Origin of the sequence: Flavimaribacter sediminis (genome assembly GCF_019492055.1) — a bacterium.
Classification (GTDB): Bacteria; Pseudomonadota; Alphaproteobacteria; order Rhizobiales; family Rhizobiaceae; genus Flavimaribacter; species Flavimaribacter sediminis.
Window position 1 is genome coordinate 1,524,817 of sequence record NZ_JAICBX010000001.1, and the last position, 16,840, is coordinate 1,541,656.

Annotated in this window: 13 protein-coding genes; 6 read left to right on the forward strand and 7 right to left on the reverse strand. The window is 55.6% G+C overall.

The features are described 5' to 3' along the window. Positions 1–24 precede the first annotated feature (24 nt). A complete protein-coding gene (locus K1W69_RS07290) occupies positions 25–432 on the reverse strand; it encodes a YcbK family protein (protein ID WP_220227627.1) in 408 nt (135 codons plus the stop codon). A 101-nt stretch (positions 433–533) separates the two neighbouring features. Continuing rightward, positions 534–2,891 (reverse strand): ComEC/Rec2 family competence protein, encoded by a 2,358-nt coding sequence (locus tag K1W69_RS07295; RefSeq protein ID WP_220227628.1) that lies wholly within the window; start codon positions 2,889–2,891, stop codon positions 534–536. A gap of 112 nt (positions 2,892–3,003) precedes the next feature. Between K1W69_RS07295 and gltX the strand changes: the two genes are divergently transcribed. The 3 genes from gltX to parE all read left to right on the forward strand — a co-directional run bounded on the left by gltX (position 3,004) and on the right by parE (position 8,240). Beyond that, positions 3,004–4,425, forward strand: coding sequence for a glutamate--tRNA ligase (gene gltX / locus K1W69_RS07300; RefSeq protein WP_220227877.1), 1,422 nt, complete (start codon positions 3,004–3,006; stop codon positions 4,423–4,425). 258 nt (positions 4,426–4,683) lie between these two features. Beyond that, positions 4,684–5,976, forward strand: a complete 1,293-nt coding sequence (gene gltA / locus K1W69_RS07305) for a citrate synthase (protein WP_220227629.1) — start codon at positions 4,684–4,686, stop codon at positions 5,974–5,976. Positions 5,977–6,164: 188 nt separating this feature from the next. After that, positions 6,165–8,240 (forward strand): DNA topoisomerase IV subunit B, encoded by a 2,076-nt coding sequence (gene parE, locus K1W69_RS07310; RefSeq protein WP_220227630.1) that lies wholly within the window; start codon positions 6,165–6,167, stop codon positions 8,238–8,240. Between the two features lie 9 nt (positions 8,241–8,249). On the opposite strand, the gene K1W69_RS07315 is transcribed toward parE, so the two are convergent. From K1W69_RS07315 to K1W69_RS07335, 5 genes are all read right to left on the reverse strand, one after another. Continuing rightward, on the reverse strand, positions 8,250–8,603 hold the full coding sequence (locus tag K1W69_RS07315) for a DUF1428 domain-containing protein (protein ID WP_220227631.1): 354 nt from the start codon (positions 8,601–8,603) through the stop codon (positions 8,250–8,252). Between the two features lie 221 nt (positions 8,604–8,824). Then, complete coding sequence (locus tag K1W69_RS07320) at positions 8,825–10,354, reverse strand: AMP-binding protein (RefSeq protein WP_220227632.1); 1,530 nt, start codon at positions 10,352–10,354, stop codon at positions 8,825–8,827. After that, positions 10,335–11,600 carry an acyl-CoA dehydrogenase family protein gene (locus tag K1W69_RS07325; RefSeq protein ID WP_220227633.1) on the reverse strand — a complete coding sequence of 422 codons (1,266 nt, stop codon included), beginning with the start codon at positions 11,598–11,600 and terminating at the stop codon, positions 10,335–10,337. The genes K1W69_RS07320 and K1W69_RS07325 overlap by 20 nt, the downstream gene beginning before the upstream one ends. Beyond that, complete coding sequence (locus tag K1W69_RS07330) at positions 11,593–12,384, reverse strand: alpha/beta fold hydrolase (protein ID WP_220227634.1); 792 nt, start codon at positions 12,382–12,384, stop codon at positions 11,593–11,595. Before K1W69_RS07330 ends, K1W69_RS07325 begins: the two co-directional genes overlap by 8 nt. Next, on the reverse strand, positions 12,381–13,418 hold the full coding sequence (locus tag K1W69_RS07335) for a 2,5-dihydroxypyridine 5,6-dioxygenase NicX family protein (protein WP_220227635.1): 1,038 nt from the start codon (positions 13,416–13,418) through the stop codon (positions 12,381–12,383). The genes K1W69_RS07330 and K1W69_RS07335 overlap by 4 nt, the downstream gene beginning before the upstream one ends. A 91-nt stretch (positions 13,419–13,509) precedes the next feature. Here K1W69_RS07335 and K1W69_RS07340 point away from each other — a divergent pair, with 91 nt between their 5' ends. The 3 genes from K1W69_RS07340 to K1W69_RS07350 all read left to right on the forward strand — a co-directional run bounded on the left by K1W69_RS07340 (position 13,510) and on the right by K1W69_RS07350 (position 16,782). After that, positions 13,510–13,989 (forward strand): flavin reductase family protein, encoded by a 480-nt coding sequence (locus K1W69_RS07340; RefSeq protein WP_220227636.1) that lies wholly within the window; start codon positions 13,510–13,512, stop codon positions 13,987–13,989. Next, complete coding sequence (locus K1W69_RS07345) at positions 13,979–14,431, forward strand: MarR family winged helix-turn-helix transcriptional regulator (RefSeq protein ID WP_220227637.1); 453 nt, start codon at positions 13,979–13,981, stop codon at positions 14,429–14,431. The genes K1W69_RS07340 and K1W69_RS07345 overlap by 11 nt, the downstream gene beginning before the upstream one ends. 269 nt (positions 14,432–14,700) lie before the next feature. Then, positions 14,701–16,782 carry a phosphatase PAP2 family protein gene (locus K1W69_RS07350; RefSeq protein WP_220227638.1) on the forward strand — a complete coding sequence of 694 codons (2,082 nt, stop codon included), beginning with the start codon at positions 14,701–14,703 and terminating at the stop codon, positions 16,780–16,782. The last annotated feature ends 58 nt before the right edge of the window (positions 16,783–16,840 follow it).

Here is a 16,840-nt window from a genome sequence, read left to right on the forward strand (position 1 = left end):
TTTTCCAGTCTGCCGGCAAAAGGATCACCAGGTTCGTCTCGGTCCCGTGTCGATGTGATAGAACCCGCCCGAATAGTATTTGTATCCTCCGACTTCGGGCTGGGATTTCAGATAGGCGACAACCGACGAAGGATCTCCTGGCACCGAAAAATCAACTGCTTTGCATTTGAGGTGGTATGAATTCCGTGCTCCGCCCTTCCGCCAGTTTTCGTACCACCAGCGTTTTGTAGAGTTCACGGTGACCGGGCCATAGCGTTGTGACACCCGGTTAAGGACTCGCTTCAGTTTTCTTGGAACACACCATTTGGTGTCCTGATATGAAACGGTTGACGATGATGTTCCAATCCAGCCAAAACCTGGCAGACTGGAACAGCCTGACACCATCAGCATCGACGCCAGCAACGCCGACGTAATTTGTATACGCAATTTCATGTCGCCTCGCACGGTTCACCTGCGAGGCGCAAAATTGCTCACAATTGATTAAGATTGTCATGAAAAACATGGTTAATCGGCAAGTTATGCGGAACTGCAGGTCACCTGACCTGTTGAAAGCTTTTGGTGCGCCAGTCGTAGAAGCGGTGTCGGGTCCATTGTCGGAACTTGCTGTTGATTGCTCCAACGCTGGTAATGTCGCCGCCCAGAAAATATATTTCCAGCGCGCCACTGCGTCTCAGCGATCTTCCGGTGAGCAACTCAGCGCCGGAGTAGCATCGTGGCATGCGGATATGCGCAGCAGCCACGACGATGTCGGCTTCGTCACACGCGGCGCCAAGGTATGACAGATCCTCGATCGTCGCGATCTTCAGACCATTGCGTGTGCGTCCCGCGCACCACGCGCCTTTGGCGCATCTGAATAAAATTTCCTTATTTAAATCCGTATTTTGAAATAATGTATGAAAGCGTTTTCTTTTATCCGGAGTGGAGGTCGGGACGTCGTCTGAGGCGTGGATAAATGGTTTCACGATGAAATTCAGGTCAAGAGCATCTTTCCATTGATCAACGACAAAGGCGGATGGGCGCGCTTTGTTTGTTGCCACGCCATTGTCATAAAATAGGCCGACGAGTGCGCCGTCTTCTGAAATGATCGCCTCAGGCAGTTCGCCGGGCACCGCGCCCAGCCCCCAAAAAATTCCGACAATGAAAAGCGCTGCGCCGAAAAAACGCAACCATGAGCGCATCAGAACGTGTATCAGGAAGCCGACAAGCGCGACGAGAAATGGCTGAGATGCGATTCTTCCGGTAATGGCGTCGCCGCCGAGCCGTTCTGTTTGCATTGCGATCGCTACGACTGCGTCCAGCCCTGCCCCCATGATCTGCAACGGCCAGTATTCAAGGTGCAATGGCATTGCGATGAGGGAAACAAGACCGAAGGGCATGACGACAAATGTCACGACGGGCATGGCGGCCAGATTGGCAAGGAGACCGTACGGCGCGATCCGTTGGAAATGTTCGACTGCAAACAGGCCAGTTGAAACGCCAGCAACAAGGGATGTAAAGGCAATTCCCAGAAAGAATTGCAGCGCCACTTCCAATGTCCGGTTCATGGAAAGGAAGGAAGCCTGATCGTTGTTTCTCGATCTCCTCGACCATACGGAATAGGCTGATATCAGGGCGATTGTCGCCGCAAATGACATCTGGAACCCGGGACCGATAACGGCGGAGGGCTGTATCAGGATAATGATGATGGCCGCAAGCGCGACGTTTCTCAACGTCAAGGCCATTCTGTCGGTCAAAACTGCGATCAGAAAAATCACGAACATCAGCCATGCCCGTTGGGTCGAGACTGCGCCGCCGGAAATCAGCAGATAGGCTGTCGCGGCGGCAAGCGCAAAGAGTGCCGCGATCTTTCGTGTCGATCGTGTATGAACAAAGTATGGAGAGAAGCTGAGCGCGCTGCGTACGAGCAGCAAGACTGTTCCTGCGACAAGCGCCATGTGCAGGCCTGAAATCGCCAAAATATGCGCCAATCCGCTTGCACGAAGGGCGTCGACAGTCTGCTCAGATATGGAGCGTCTGTCGGCAACCGCCAGCGCGCTTGCGAGTGCTCCGGTGTCAGCCGGAAGCGCCGCTCGAATTCGGCTAGCGATTGTTTCTCGTAAACGGCTGAGCATGATGGAGACTGGCTGTGCGCCAGTGTAGTCGTTTGTCCGTTTATCGCCTTTAAGCGGCTTGCCATAGAAATAGCCATAGGCGCCGATGCCTTTGAAATAAGCGTCAAAGCCGAAGTCGTAGCCGCCGGGCAACGCTGGGCCGGATGGCGGACCCATTCTGGCGAGACCTTTTATGGCGTCGCCGATTTCCACTGGTTTGTGGTCCGCTCTCGCCAAAAGTCTAATGGTTTCCGGCGGACGCCCAATAACCGGATCAGAGGTGCGGGCGAGCCGGATCGTGTAACGCCAGTAATTTCGATAATCGACATCACGGGCTAGCACCACCCCTTCCAGTCGCGTCGTGATCTCACTGTCAAGGATAGTCGTTGATCGACGCATCGTCTCGACCTGGGCGGCTGTCATTCCAGTCGCAAGTCCGGCAAGGAGAAACACTACATATCTGTAGAATGGCCGATTCCCGAGCGCAGTGTGTGCTAGCCATGACGCCAGAAAAAATAGAAATATCGCAATTGCAGACGGCGCTCGAGCAAATCCGAACCAGACGGCGGCGCCGAAAGCCATGGCGACGGGAAACCATAGAAAATGATGTCCGTATGAGACTTCTTGTTCCCATGCCTGGCTGATGCGCATTGAAATGGAGCGCAATGCCTCGCCGTGATCCCGTAACGTGAACCTGTTTGACTTTGTAGAGGGCTTCGTCGTTTCGGAAATAGCCGAACTGTCGGTCTTCGAGGCAGACGCGGCGGAATCCTGAATGTCTTCAATCTGGTTGCTGGCCATGCCGCGATACAATCATGGGTATAGTCACACGGCAATGGTTTGGTGGGAACTTGCGCTCCAGCAGATGTGTGTTACATGGACCGCCATTTCCGGTTCCCACACAGAGGCTTCCATGTCAGGTGAAACCATCACCCGTTTCGCACCGTCCCCGACGGGATTTTTGCATATAGGCGGCGCACGCACCGCGCTCTTCAACTGGCTGTGGGCGCGTCATTGCGGCGGCAAGATGCTGCTTCGGATCGAGGATACGGACCGCAGCCGAAATTCCGACGAGGCGGTGGCGGCCATTCTTGATGGTCTAACGTGGCTGGGCGTGACATGGGATGGCGCACCGGTTTCACAATATTCTCGTGTGGAACGCCACAGAGAGGTTGCGCAGGAGTTGGTTCGACGCGGTGAAGCCTATTATTGCTATGCTTCACCACAGGAGCTTGAAGATATGCGGGAGAAAGCCCGCTCTGAAGGACGCCCTCCCCGCTATGACGGTCGCTGGCGTGACCGCGACCCCGCCGAAGCGCCCGCGGGCGTCGCTGGCGCAATCCGCATCAAGGCGCCGAAGGAAGGCGAGACACTTGTCGCAGACAATGTTCAAGGCGATGTCCGGTTTCCGAACAGCGATCTTGATGATTTCATCATTCTGAGATCCGACGGCAATCCAACCTACATGCTCGCGGTCGTGGTTGACGATCATGATATGGGCGTCACGGATATCATTCGCGGTGACGATCATCTTACCAACGCGGCGCGTCAAACGGTCATCTATCGCGCCATGGGCTGGGATGTGCCGAGCATGGCGCACATACCATTGATACATGGCCCGGACGGCGCAAAATTGTCCAAGAGACACGGAGCGCTGGGCGCAGAGGCATACCGCGCGATGGGGTTTCTGCCTGAAGCGCTTACGAACTACCTTGTCAGGCTTGGCTGGAGCCACGGCGACGATGAAATTATGTCAATCGACCAGATGATCGAATGGTTCGATATTGGCGACGTCAACAAGGGCGCAGCGCGGTTCGACGTCAAAAAGCTCGAAGCGCTTAATGCGCACTATATCCGTAGCAGCGATGATAAATATCTGACTGACGCCCTCGTTTCGGTTCTGCCGGAAATCGAAGGAGGCGCCTTTTTTGCCGAGCGTTTGACTGACATACGTAGGGCGCAATTGCTTCAGGCCATGCCTGGTTTGAAGGAACGTGCGCGCACGCTCGTAGATTTGGCGGATGGAGCGCGTTTCATCTTTTCCGAACGGCCGCTGGAAATGGAAGAAAAAGCCGAGAAGATACTTGCAGAAGGCGGCAGGGATGTTCTGGCGAAAATCCTGCCAGTACTGGAAGGCGTCGCGGATTGGTCGGTTGAGGCCACGGAAAATGCGGTTCGGGACTTCGCTGATGTAAATGAACTCAAGCTCGGCAAAGTCGCGCAGCCGTTGCGATCCTCCCTGACCGGGCGCACGACCTCGCCGGGGATATTTGATGTCCTTTCAGTTCTCGGAAAGGACGAGAGCGTTGGACGGATTCGTGATCAAATCGCGTAGCGCACGAACCCATAGTTTATCCATGCAAAGCTGTAAGCGATTGATATTATGTGACTGATTGCTACGGATTGGAATTCGGATGGTCTTTCAGGGGTTCGGTTTCTTTACCTGGGAGACTATTTTCCTATATGCCATTGCATCGATACACTTTTGCCTCTCTTGGCAGGGCGTCGGAAATCGGCTAGCAACTGCACACTAATCATTGCGGCGCTGCACATCTCGCATTCCGTTTTGTATTTTCTGTTGAAGGGGACCAGTATGACGGCATCGAACGCCAAGCTTTCCGTCGATGGGAACGATATTGAACTCAAGGTTCGTAGCGGATCCATCGGACCTGACGTTATCGACATCGCCAGCCTGTATAAACAGACAGGCACATTTACCTACGATCCAGGATTTACGTCTACGGCGTCCTGTGAATCCCAGATCACCTATATCGATGGCGATAAGGGAATTCTTCTCCACCGTGGATATCCGATCGATCAGTTGGCCGAGCACGGCGACTTCCTCGAAGTCTGCTATTTGCTTCTCTATGGCGAGCTTCCCACGAAGACCGAAAAGGCTGATTTCGATTATCGCGTGACGCGGCACACAATGCTTCACGAACAGATGTCGCGCTTCTTTACCGGCTTCCGTCGTGATGCTCATCCCATGGCGATCATGTGTGGCGTCGTCGGCGCGCTTTCCGCCTTTTATCATGACTCAACGGATATTACCGATCCCTATCAGCGGATGGTCGCCAGCCTCCGCATGATTGCGAAGATGCCGACGATCGCGGCCATGGCCTACAAATACCATGTTGGTCAGCCATTCGTTTATCCGAAGAATGATCTCGATTACGCCTCCAATTTCCTGCGCATGTGTTTCGCGGTGCCTTGTGAGGAATACGAAATCAATCCGGTTCTTGCGCGCGCCATGGACCGCATTTTCATACTCCATGCGGATCACGAACAGAACGCATCGACGTCAACGGTGCGTCTTGCCGGTTCTTCGGGCGCCAATCCATTCGCCTGTATTGCTGCTGGCATTGCGTGTCTCTGGGGACCTGCCCATGGCGGCGCCAATGAAGCCGCTCTCAACATGCTGAGTGAGATTGGCTCGGTTGATCGCATTCCGGAATTCATTGGACGCGCCAAGGATCACAACGATCCGTTCCGCCTGATGGGATTCGGACACAGGGTCTACAAGAATTACGACCCGCGGGCGAAGATCATGCAGAAGACCACGCATGAAGTGCTCGGCGAGCTTGGCATCAAGGACGATCCGCTCCTTGAGGTGGCGATCGAGCTCGAAAGAATAGCTCTGACTGATGAATATTTCATCGAAAAGAAGCTTTATCCGAACATCGATTTCTACTCTGGCATCACGCTGAAAGCGCTTGGCTTCCCAACGACCATGTTCACTGTTCTTTTCGCCCTGGCGCGGACCGTCGGCTGGATCGCGCAGTGGAAGGAAATGATCGAGGACCCGAACCAGAGGATCGGTCGTCCCCGCCAGCTCTACACCGGCGAAGAAGAGCGGGACTACGTTCCGCTATCAAGCCGCGGCTAAGGCTACAAATGAGGCCGGCACATGTTGCCGGCCTTTTTTCTGGAAGCGTTGTCGAGCTTCGGTCGCGTCACGCAGTACCTGACTGCCCGTCGATCCTCGCAAAAATACCTTGAATCTGGCACAGTGAAGCGATCCGAATCACTGTGTTCGAACCGAGACTGAAATCGCAACAAGGCGCGCCATCGACTATGGATGACAATAACGATCTGTTCTCGAAACTGACGGAATCGCCCTCGCCTGTTCGGCGAGACAGCAGCGCGCCATCCAGGGAACAGTCTGTAGAAGAGACGGAGAAAAAACCAACGCGGTCTCGTGTGCAACCGGTTTCAACTGAAGACGGCTATTCTGCGTCTGACATTGAGGTCCTTGAGGGGCTTGAGCCCGTTCGCAGACGTCCGGGAATGTATATCGGCGGCACGGACGTCGGCGCATTGCATCACCTTTTTGCGGAAGTGATCGACAACTCCATGGACGAGGCCGTCGCAGGCCATGCCAATTTCATAGAAGTGGAGCTGGGAGCGGACGGTTATTTGACCGTGACCGACAATGGAAGAGGCATCCCGGTCGACGCACATCCGAAATTCAAGGACAAATCCGCTCTCGAAGTCATAATGACGACTTTGCACGCCGGCGGCAAGTTTGACTCCAAGGTCTACGAAACATCCGGTGGTCTGCACGGCGTCGGCGTCTCGGTCGTCAATGCGTTGTCGGATCGGCTGGAAGTAGAGGTCGCGCGTGGTCGGCGGCTATACAGGCAAATATTCGAGCGTGGAATACCCGCCGGAAAGCTGGAAGATCTCGGTGAGGTTCATAATCGCAGGGGAACACGGATTCGCTTTCATCCCGACGCCCAGATATTCGGAGACAATGCGCGTTTTGAACCGGCGCGTCTTTTTCGCATGGCTCGCTCCAAGGCTTACCTGTTCGGGGGCGTTGAAATCCGGTGGAATTGCGATCCTTCTCTGCTGAGTGAAAAGGACGAGACGCCTGACAAGGCAGTCTTCCATTTCCCGGGCGGATTGAAGGATTATCTGGAAGCCTCCATCGGCGCCGACCACAAGGTGACGCGGGATTCCTTTTCCGGGCGCAGCGAGAAAAAAGGCGGACACGGAACGGTCGAATGGGCGGTTACATGGTACACGGGCGAACCCTTCATGAATTCCTACTGTAACACGATACCCACTCCCGAAGGTGGGACGCATGAAGCCGGGTTCCGGCTCGCTTTGACGCGCAGCCTCAAGGCTTATGCAGAGCTTACCGGCAACAAGCGCGGCTCTATCATTACGACGGACGATGTGATGATTTCGGCTGCCGGCATGCTTTCGGTGTTCGTGCGCGAACCCGAATTCGTTGGGCAGACCAAGGACAAGCTGGCGACCGTTGAAGCACAGCGTCTCGTGGAGAACGCAGTCCGCGATCCCTTCGATCATTTCCTTGCCGATTCGCCGCAGGATGCGGCGCGCCTTCTCGAATGGGTTGTCGAGCGCGCTGACGAACGAGTTCGCCGACGCAAGGAACGCGAAGTTAATCGCAAGTCCGCCGTCAGGAAATTGCGGCTGCCTGGAAAGCTCGCCGACTGTTCGCAGGGAACAGCGGCCGGCGCGGAATTGTTTATCGTCGAGGGAGATTCGGCTGGCGGATCGGCAAAGCAGGCGCGAGACCGTTCGAACCAGGCTATTCTTCCGCTACGCGGGAAAATTCTGAACGTCGCCAGCGCAGGCCGCGACAAGCTTGGCGCCAACCAGCAGATCGCCGATCTCATCCAGGCGCTGGGCTGCGGCACGCGCACAAAATACCGGGAAGAGGATTTGCGCTACGAGAAGGTCATCATCATGACCGACGCCGATGTTGACGGCGCTCACATAGCCTCTCTGCTGATCACATTCTTTTATCAGGAAATGCCTGACATGATCAGTGAGGGGCACCTGTATTTGGCGGTGCCTCCCCTGTACAGGATCACCCAGGGCAGCAAGACGCTTTATGCGCGGGATGACCCACATCGCGAAGAACTGCTGCAAACGGAATTCACCGGCAAAGGCAAGGTAGAAATCGGACGCTTCAAAGGCCTCGGGGAAATGCTGCCCGCGCAGTTGAAAGAGACGACGATGCACCCAAACAAGCGAACCCTTCTCCGCGTCGAGATTGATGACGCGGCAATAGAAGACACCCGTACCGCAGTTTCAAATCTCATGGGAACAAAGGCGGAAGCGCGGTTCCAGTTTATCCAGGAAAGAGCTGAATTCGTCGAGGATCTGGATATCTGACGCGTATGATCACGCTTCGAAGATCATTTCGAAGCCGCCGTAGATCAGCCGCCTGCCGTCAAACGGAAACTCGAATTGATCCGGCTGCATCCTGGGATCTTCCATCACTTTCTGCATGCCTTCATTGCGCGCATCGCGCGATGGCCACGTTATCCAGGAAAACACCACCGTTTCATTTTCTTCCCGCTTAACAGCCATGGGGAAGGATGTAACTTCACCGTCGGGCACGTCGTCGCCCCAGCATTCCACCACTGTCAATGCGCCATGCTCCTTGAAGACAACAGCCGCATCTTTGGCGTGCTTGAGGTATTTTTCCCTGTTCGCGTTCGGAACTGCTGCAACAAAGCCGTCTACATAGGGCATGGTTTAATTCCCATCATCAGATTTTGGCTCAGGGCCGAGCGGCAGACTATTGCCGTATGGTGACGATTGAATGTTCATCGCTTCAGTAATGTCAGCTTCGATATTCACCGCATGTTAGCTGATACTTTTATTACAGGCGTCCCGAATGTCCGGATTGACGTCATATTCTTCTGCAGGCCTTGCGCCGACCAGGCGAGTAAACTCCGGCACGCCGCCACCGTTCAGCTGGCGGCGGTTTGCACCAGTCGGCGAACCTCGTCTACGACCACCTTTCCCATCGCATTTTTAGGCAAGGCGTCGACAAAAAGGATTTCCTTTGGTTGTTTGAAGCGCGCAATCCGCTCTTTAAGCGCCGAATGGACTGTTTCGGCCGTGAGCGTGTCATCGGCGCGGGTCACCACGGCGACCGGCGCCTGACCCCATTTCTCATCAGGGCGGCCAACAACGCAACATTCGCCAATTCCCGGCAATTCGCTCAAGACGCGCTCGATCTCTGCAGGATAGATGTTTTCACCCCCGGAAATCAGAACATTCTTGAGCCTGTCCCGAAACCAGTACAGCCCGTTGCTGTCGCGTACAGCCACATCGCCTGTCCTGAACCAGCCGTCCTTCGTGTTGTCTCGCGTCGCAGCGGGATTGTTCCAATAACCGCTAAAGCAGTTCGGGGCTTTGACCCAGACTTCACCGGGTGTTCCATCCGGCGCGTCCTGGCCCTCGGCATCGACAATACGGATGGAACTATGAAGCCCCCGCCGTCCAATGGAGCCGACGGTGTGGAATGCCTCGTCGATTGTTTGATAGATAGACACGGGTCCGGTTTCGGTCGCTCCATAGATCTGAACGACCGGAATCGATTTCGCATGCACTTCTTCGATCAGTGATACGGGAACATCAGTCGATCCTATCGCCATGCATTTCAGGCGAGATGGATTGAATTCTTCCCAATCCGGATGAGAGGTCAGCGCGCGCAAGATCGTCGGAACCACGGTCACAAGAGTGACAGTGTCGAAGAGTTCCGGCGCGTAGAAGGCGTTCGGATCGAATTGCGCATGCAGCACCACGGTTCCGCCTGCCAGGAATGTCGGCAAGGTCTGTATGTTCAGGCCGCCTACATGGAACATTGGCAGGATGTTCAAGGTCACGTCGGTGTCGGACATGCGGAAGGCGTGACGGCTGCTCAACGCGTTCCAGAATACCGCCTGCTGTGTAATGACCGCGCCTTTCGGTCTGCCGGTCGTGCCGGATGTGTAAACCAGCAATAGCGGATCTGTTATCCGTCCGGGTTCCGCCTGTTGTGTTGATGCTGTGCCGCCATTCAGGCAGACCCTGGCTTTCACTATGTCATCGAGTTCCCGCGTGACGCGCGGAAGTTCTGACTCGAACGTGGTGTCGTGAAACAGGACCCGTACGCCGGCGTCAGACAGCACATAGTTCAATTCGTCAGCGGCAAGTCGCCAGTTTAGAGGAACCAGCATGAGACCCAGACGCGCCGCGGCGAACAGCAGAATGATCTGTTCGTCGCTGTTCTTGCCGTACCAAGCGATACGATCGCCGCGTTTCAAGCCGAGATCACCTGAAAGATACTCGGCCTGGTTTGCAATCTTCTCACGCAGCTCGCTGTAAGTTGTTTCCTGACCGTTGAAGATCAGCGCAGCCTTGTTTGGCGCGAACTCTGCGTGACCGGTAATCCACGTGTCGATGGTCTGCGCTTCGACCGAACTATCCATGCTGTCAGGCAGCATCTTCGTCATCGGTCTCGCCTTCCTCGTAGAGCGCCTCGCGTCCGAGCTTGTCCATGCACAGTTCCGCCGTCCAGGGAAGCATCAAAGAGCCGCAGCGGCTGTCACGATAGAGCCGTTCGAGCGGCAATGTCCGAAGCATGGACTGCCCGCCACAGGTTCTGATCGCCAGTCGCGATATCTCGTTTGCGTTTTCCATGACGGTGTATTGCGCCGCCCATGCCCGCATGACGGACGCCTTGTCCGGACCCGGACGGGCTTCCGAAATCGCCTGGAACCAGATGGCCTTGGTCTGCTCAAGCATGATCCGCATCTGTGCAGCCGCGAGTTGCTTTGTCGGATACATGCGCCGTTTCACCGGAGGCATGCCTTCGATTTCGCCACGCAGATACCGCACCGTGAAATCATACGCGGCCTGGGCGATGCCCATGTAACTTGGCGTCAGCGTCATGAACATATGAGGCCAGTTTTGCGCCGCTGAATAATATATGCCGCGAGGCATCAATTGTTCCTGATAAGGAACGAACACATCGTTGAAGATCAGCGTACGCGACACCGTTCCACGCATGCCCAGGGGATCCCAGTCGCCGACCACCGAGACGCCTTCCGCCGTATTCGGAATGGCGATATACATCGTATTGCGCCGCGAGGGTTTCTCGTCCGAGTGCTCCAATTCCGTGCACAGGACGCCATAATAGTCGGCGTGACCTGAGAGAGAGGCGAAAATCTTCTTGCCGTTAACGATCCATCCGCCATCCGATCTGACCGCTGTCGTGCCAAACGCCTTGAAACCGGCTGCCGCTGCGCCGCCTTCAGAGAACGGCTGCGCATAGATCGCGCCCTCTTCGACAATTCGTGCGTAATGATGTTTGCGATAGGCTTCGTGCTCTTTTCGCTGGCTATCGTCCATTTCAAGGCCATCGGCAAGAAAGCCGGTCCATAGGCAGGAACTGACGTGCATGTTGAAGGTAAGCGCCGTCGCGCCGCAATAACGGCCGATTTCCGCAGCCGTCAGCATATAGGTCTGGTAGTCGGCCCCTGCCCCGCCAAATCGTTCCGGAACGCAAATACCCAACAGGCCGGAAGTCGCAAGGTCCTGATAGTTTTCCGTCGGGAATGTCGCTTCGCGGTCATACTCGAAAGCGCGCTGGGCGAATTTTTCCTGTCCAAGCTTGCGCGCGACCGTCGCAAGTTCGATTTGCTTGTCCGTCAGTCGCCAGTTCTCCGGCTCGAAAATGGCCGTATCACCACTATCCATTGTTAAACCTCTTCTTCAGGAAATCCGATATGATTTGATTGGTTTTTTCAGGCTCCTCGACGTTGACGAGGTGACCTGCATTCTCGACGAGATGGAACTCCGCTTCGCGCATTTTGGAAGCCATCCGCTCCATGGTTTTTGCTGGCGCCGTGCGGTCCTCACCACCAGCTATAAGACACGCCGGGCAATCAATATTCGCAATGCCGTCGCGCCGGTTAAAAGCAACCAGGCACTCGAGAACTGCGCGATAGGTTTCGACGGGCACATCGGCCATCCAGTCAATCGCCGCATCGATCACGGCGGAGCTTGCCGACAATCCGATCATGGTTGGAACCAGCCGTTCTGCGACTTGTCGCATTGAATTTCCGGTCTCCAATGGAGCAAGCCTTTGTTCAAGAAATTTCTCCTTGAATTCCGGGTCGCGCCCGCCGAAAGCAGACGTCGTTGCGATAAGGACAAGGGAGGCCACCTGATCAGGACATCGAAGCGCGTAGTCCATCGCAATCATCCCGCCTATGGAGTGGCCGACAAGGTGGACGCGCTCGAACCCTTTGACATCCAGAAATTGCCCCAACTTTTCAGACAGTGTTTCAAAATTGACCGGTGAAACTGTTTGAGACTCGCCGTACCCCGGCATGTCCCAGGACAGGATGCGCCTATGCAGGCCGAGGCCGTCCAACTGCGGGCGGAAGCTTTCGGCTGCGCCGCCGATTCCATGCAGACAAACGAGAGGCGCCCCTCCCCGCCCACTTTCCAAATAGGCGACGCCGGCGGCGTGCATCATGACGTCAACTTGCCGTTTTCGACCACGCAACGGTCATCGAGACGGATCGTGCAGCCCATCATCGGCAGGTCGAAATGCCCGTCCGTGAAGCGGTTTGCGAATTCATTGGCGCCGGTTGAATACAGGAAGTTTCCTGCGACCGCCCGCAGTTCCGTCCCGTTGCAATCCCGCTTGTCATACATTGTCAGCGCCTCGTAACGGGCGGCTCGGTTCAGCCCCCATCCGACATGGCTGGTCGCGAATGCGTTCTTGTCGCCAAAGGCGTCGAGGTAGTCGCGCATGAGGCGGGCGTCGACGCCACTGCCTTCAATTCCGGTGACGTAGTCATCTTCCAGATGGAAAACGACCTGGCTGTCGAAATAGCGTTTGAAAGTAAGGTTCATGTCGCCCGGTTGGAACACCAGACGGCCGTTGACGGAACCTGCGGCGGGAAAGCTGACGACAATGCCGCCGGGCCAGTGTGCAAGCGTTCCCGGGCGATCCGTCCATCCCCATACGCCAACGGTTGAGGCGCCGTCCATGTTAACCGTCAGATCGGTGCCGGCGTCGCTCGTTACTGTCATCGCGTCGGCGCCACGGCACAGTTTCACCGCAGCTTTCACATCCTCCATCAGCGAAAGCTCCGGCTTGCACCGTTCAAGCGCGTCCGGGTGCTCATTGGATATGTTGAGGATGCGTGTCCCGCTTTTCAGGATGCCTGCTGTTTGTGGCGCATGCATCAGACCTTCGACAGTAAGGTCGATAACAACATCCACGCCGCACAGCGCGGATACGGCCGCTGCCTGACCATTCAATGCGGTGGATGCTCCTGTCGACCGAAGGATCGCCGGACCCGGTTGCGGAGGCGTGGGCACCGTGACATGGAAATAGGTGGCCTCGGTTCGCGCCAACGCGAGTTCTGCAAGTTGAACATTCAATGATCGGCTTTGCGTCTCTGAAAGAATGGCGACGGATTGGCCAGCGTCGATGGCGCAAAGATCCATCACCTGCTGGAAAGCGTCGATCCACTTGGCTTCAACCCTGTCCTCTAACACTGCGGCCTCCTTCTTCGATCCCCGTTTCATTTGCAATGTATATGAAAATGAAATATATTAAAAGTCATATATATATTCACAGGAGATGGTGATGCGTGACAAGCGCGGCCTACGCAACGCCCTTGGAAAATTCGCAACCGGCGTCGCCGTTGCAACGACAGTCACGCAGGATGGCAAACCTGTCGGCGTAACCATCAATTCATTCACCAGCGTCTCGCTCGAACCGGCGCTGGTTCTGTGGTCCCTGACCCGCAACTCGCCAAATCTCCGGCATTTCACCGGACATGGTTGGTTCGGAATCAATATATTGAGCGCAAGCCAGTCAGAGGTAAGCCGCGTTTTTGCATCGCCGACGCCAGACCGCTTCGAGAAAATCGACTGGCGATACGGAATTCATGGAGTGCCGGTTCTTGATGGAACGCTCGCGAGGTTTGAATGCGAAGTTGAACGGGTAGCCGATGGCGGCGATCATCTTGTATTCTTCGGTCACGTACACGCGCACAATGAGGAAGAACGCGAACCGCTTCTCTTCTTCTCGGGACAGTATGGAACCGCAAACATTGCAAGCTGAAACGGACATTTCTACCGACAGACCCTTTACGGGCGACTATCTGTTGTATCTTCTGGCCCAGGCCAGCGCCGCCGCCAGCAACAGTTTCCATGCTGATCTTGCGGCGCTCGGCGTATCTGTGCCGAAATGGCGCATACTTGCCAGTCTTCATCCAATCGGCCAGATGACCATTGGACAACTGGCGAAGGAGTGTTTGCAAAAGCAACCCACATTGACCCGCATCGTAGACAGGCTGGAGCAGGATGGTCTCGTCAGGAGATCCCATTCCCTGTCGGATCGTCGAGAGGTGCGGGTCAGCCTGACTGACAAAGGCAGGCAACTGACAGCCAGCCTTGTCGCCAGGGCAAGACACCACGAGGCTGCAATCTTGGACAACTACAGCGCCGACGAGGTCGAGGCTCTGAAAGAGACTCTCCGGGAACTCATAAGACGCGCATCCTGAGCCGGTTGGATTATTCAGAAAGGTAGATGCCAGAATACTATTCTAGCGCCGGAAGCCAATCAGCCACCAAAAGCACGCATGGATTGCATTGAATAATTATGCAATCTTGTTGCGATTATTGTTACCTTTGCGATTAAAATGGCGCGATTAACCATTATTAGTCGCATATTTATCACGTATTTTTCACGCTTACCTCACCCCAGTCGATCCACTTCCAGTGTAAAATCTCGACCAAACCAGAGCAGCATCGCCTGCTTTAGGAGTTTGAGATGGCGCACAAAAATACGAACTATCGACCGGTTGATTCCGGGCGGAACAGGGCGGCGAAGGCGCTCACCCGCCGATCCATGGCTACCTTCATGGCGGGTGAGCGCCCGACTTTGTCAGTTCCTTCAAACGAAGAAGACTGCCACCGTTTCTCTACTGTCAGCGTGAGCAGTTTTACCAAGGGACTGCCACACAATCCCTATGGCATTGCGAACCGGAGCGCCTTCGAAGAGTTCGTGACGAGTTTGACATCCGAAACGACCGACGCCTCAATTCTGACTGGTTGCCCTGACGATGAATTCATGGGTTGGGAGGGCGCGCGAGACGGACATGCCTTTACTCTGAACGGAGCGGACCCCACGACTGTTGCGTTGCCGCCTGCACCCAGACTTGGATTTTGCGAGGCTACCGCCGAACTGGCGGAGCTTTACGCCATGGCCCTTGTACGGGATATACCGTTTAGAGCGCTGACAGATCAAGAAACCCTGATCGGATTTCGCTACCCTTCGACCCATCCGTTGAAACCTGGCAAATCGGCTAATATTGGCGACCTTTTTGAAGAACTGGAGAAACTCGCCTGGTTTGACAAGGCGCGCACTGTCGCAACCTCCTTTGGCGGGCGGCGATTGACGCAACCGGAGTTGCGTCGCAGGCAGGTGAAATGGCTGTCGAACCTGGATCGCGTATCCGTTGACGCGCTTCTCTCAGGAGCGCCGGTCGGCGGAGAAACCTGGCTGTCACAGTTTCTTTTGATAGGAAGCGGAGCGTGCGAACGACATCCGACACGCAAGGTTTCATGCGGTGTGATTTCTGCCGGCGCCCATTCAATCGAGCAGCGCATAGCAGCGCCGGCGCCCGGACTCGATTACCTGACGAACTGGCATGACTGGTTGCGTAGCCAGAACGGCGCCAGGGCAACCGGCTCGCCTGCTGCAGCTGACCGAATCAGGTTCGTTTCGACGCCACGTGATCTCTCAGCATATGGTCGTTTTGATCCCGTTCACCAGCCATTTGTCAATGCAGCGCTGATCCTGCTTGGCAACGACGCGCCGCGCGACGCCGGCCTGATGCGCAGCAAAAAGGGCTTGTCAGCGAGTTGGGGTTTCACAGAGATCAATCGCCTGCTGGGAGACGCTGTATTGCAGGCGACAAGAGCAGTTCGCAGGCAGCAATACCAGATTCACCGCCGCGGAAGGCCCGAGTCCCTTGCGGCTATGCTTTCACTTGAAGCAAATGGCGAGGGTCTGCAATTGGGCGAGGCCCAAAATTCGATCCAGTTGATGCTGAAAGATCTCGGCGCAGGTCAGCCCGATGACGCCTCCCGCCCCGGCGTGTTGCTCGACTGGATTTCGCAATTGAATGCAGATCGAAACGATCGAAAGCCCCAGGATTTTGAGTCCCTTTTCCTGGTTGACCCAAACCGCAACTATCTTTTGCCAATGGCTTGGCCCGATGGAGCCCCCATGTCTCCGTCCTACGGGTCCCTGCGCGCTGCAGTGGCCGGTGCATGCGTTACTGTCTTAAAGGCGGTTTTTGACATGAACGTGGCCTACACGCGCGCAACTGGCGCAAAGTATAAATATGCGCCAGGCGCATTATCGGGCGAGCGACTCGAGGTTGCCGGAAACATCTTCGGGATTACGCTCGAAGGAGAACTCAACAAGCTTGCCTCCAACATCGCCATCGGTGACCGATTCGCAGGAGCCCATTTTCATTCCGATTGCTACGAAAGTCTCCGCCTCGGCGAATGCCTCGCTGTTGGCATTGTCCAGGAGCAACTCCTCGAATACGGGGTTGCAATGTCAATGTCGTTCACGGGTTTCGACGGCGAAAGAATAACCATCGCGAGCAATGGCAAAGCAGCCAGCGATTCCGTTCGCGCCTATATCGAGCCAGCTTCGGATATTGTGCAGGAGAACCCGCCGCCGGCTTGGGAGGAGATGGAGGATTGGGAATATCGCTTCAATTCCTGGTGGACCCGATCCGTTGTCGAATTCGAAAATCCGATGCTGGACCTCGACGAGGTCGATATTGAATTTGCAATGCCTCAGCTCAAGGAAAAACTTCAACATCTGACGGCCTGAACGCTCAGGCGAACAGCGTCAGATCAGGATGCCGCTTCGGTTGCGCCTCCGAAGCGGC

Coding starts and splice junctions, on each gene's coding strand:
- gltA (WP_220227629.1), top strand. CDS start 4,684: ATGACGGCATCGAACGCCAAGCTTTCCGTCGATGGGAACGATATTGAA.
- K1W69_RS07350 (WP_220227638.1), top strand. CDS start 14,701: ATGGCGCACAAAAATACGAACTATCGACCGGTTGATTCCGGGCGGAAC.
- K1W69_RS07340 (WP_220227636.1), top strand. CDS start 13,510: ATGCGTGACAAGCGCGGCCTACGCAACGCCCTTGGAAAATTCGCAACC.
- K1W69_RS07315 (WP_220227631.1), bottom strand. CDS start 8,603: ATGCCCTATGTAGACGGCTTTGTTGCAGCAGTTCCGAACGCGAACAGG.
- K1W69_RS07295 (WP_220227628.1), bottom strand. CDS start 2,891: ATGGCCAGCAACCAGATTGAAGACATTCAGGATTCCGCCGCGTCTGCC.
- gltX (WP_220227877.1), top strand. CDS start 3,004: ATGTCAGGTGAAACCATCACCCGTTTCGCACCGTCCCCGACGGGATTT.
- K1W69_RS07320 (WP_220227632.1), bottom strand. CDS start 10,354: ATGACGAAGATGCTGCCTGACAGCATGGATAGTTCGGTCGAAGCGCAG.
- K1W69_RS07290 (WP_220227627.1), bottom strand. CDS start 432: ATGAAATTGCGTATACAAATTACGTCGGCGTTGCTGGCGTCGATGCTG.
- K1W69_RS07325 (WP_220227633.1), bottom strand. CDS start 11,600: ATGGATAGTGGTGATACGGCCATTTTCGAGCCGGAGAACTGGCGACTG.
- K1W69_RS07330 (WP_220227634.1), bottom strand. CDS start 12,384: ATGATGCACGCCGCCGGCGTCGCCTATTTGGAAAGTGGGCGGGGAGGG.
- parE (WP_220227630.1), top strand. CDS start 6,165: ATGGATGACAATAACGATCTGTTCTCGAAACTGACGGAATCGCCCTCG.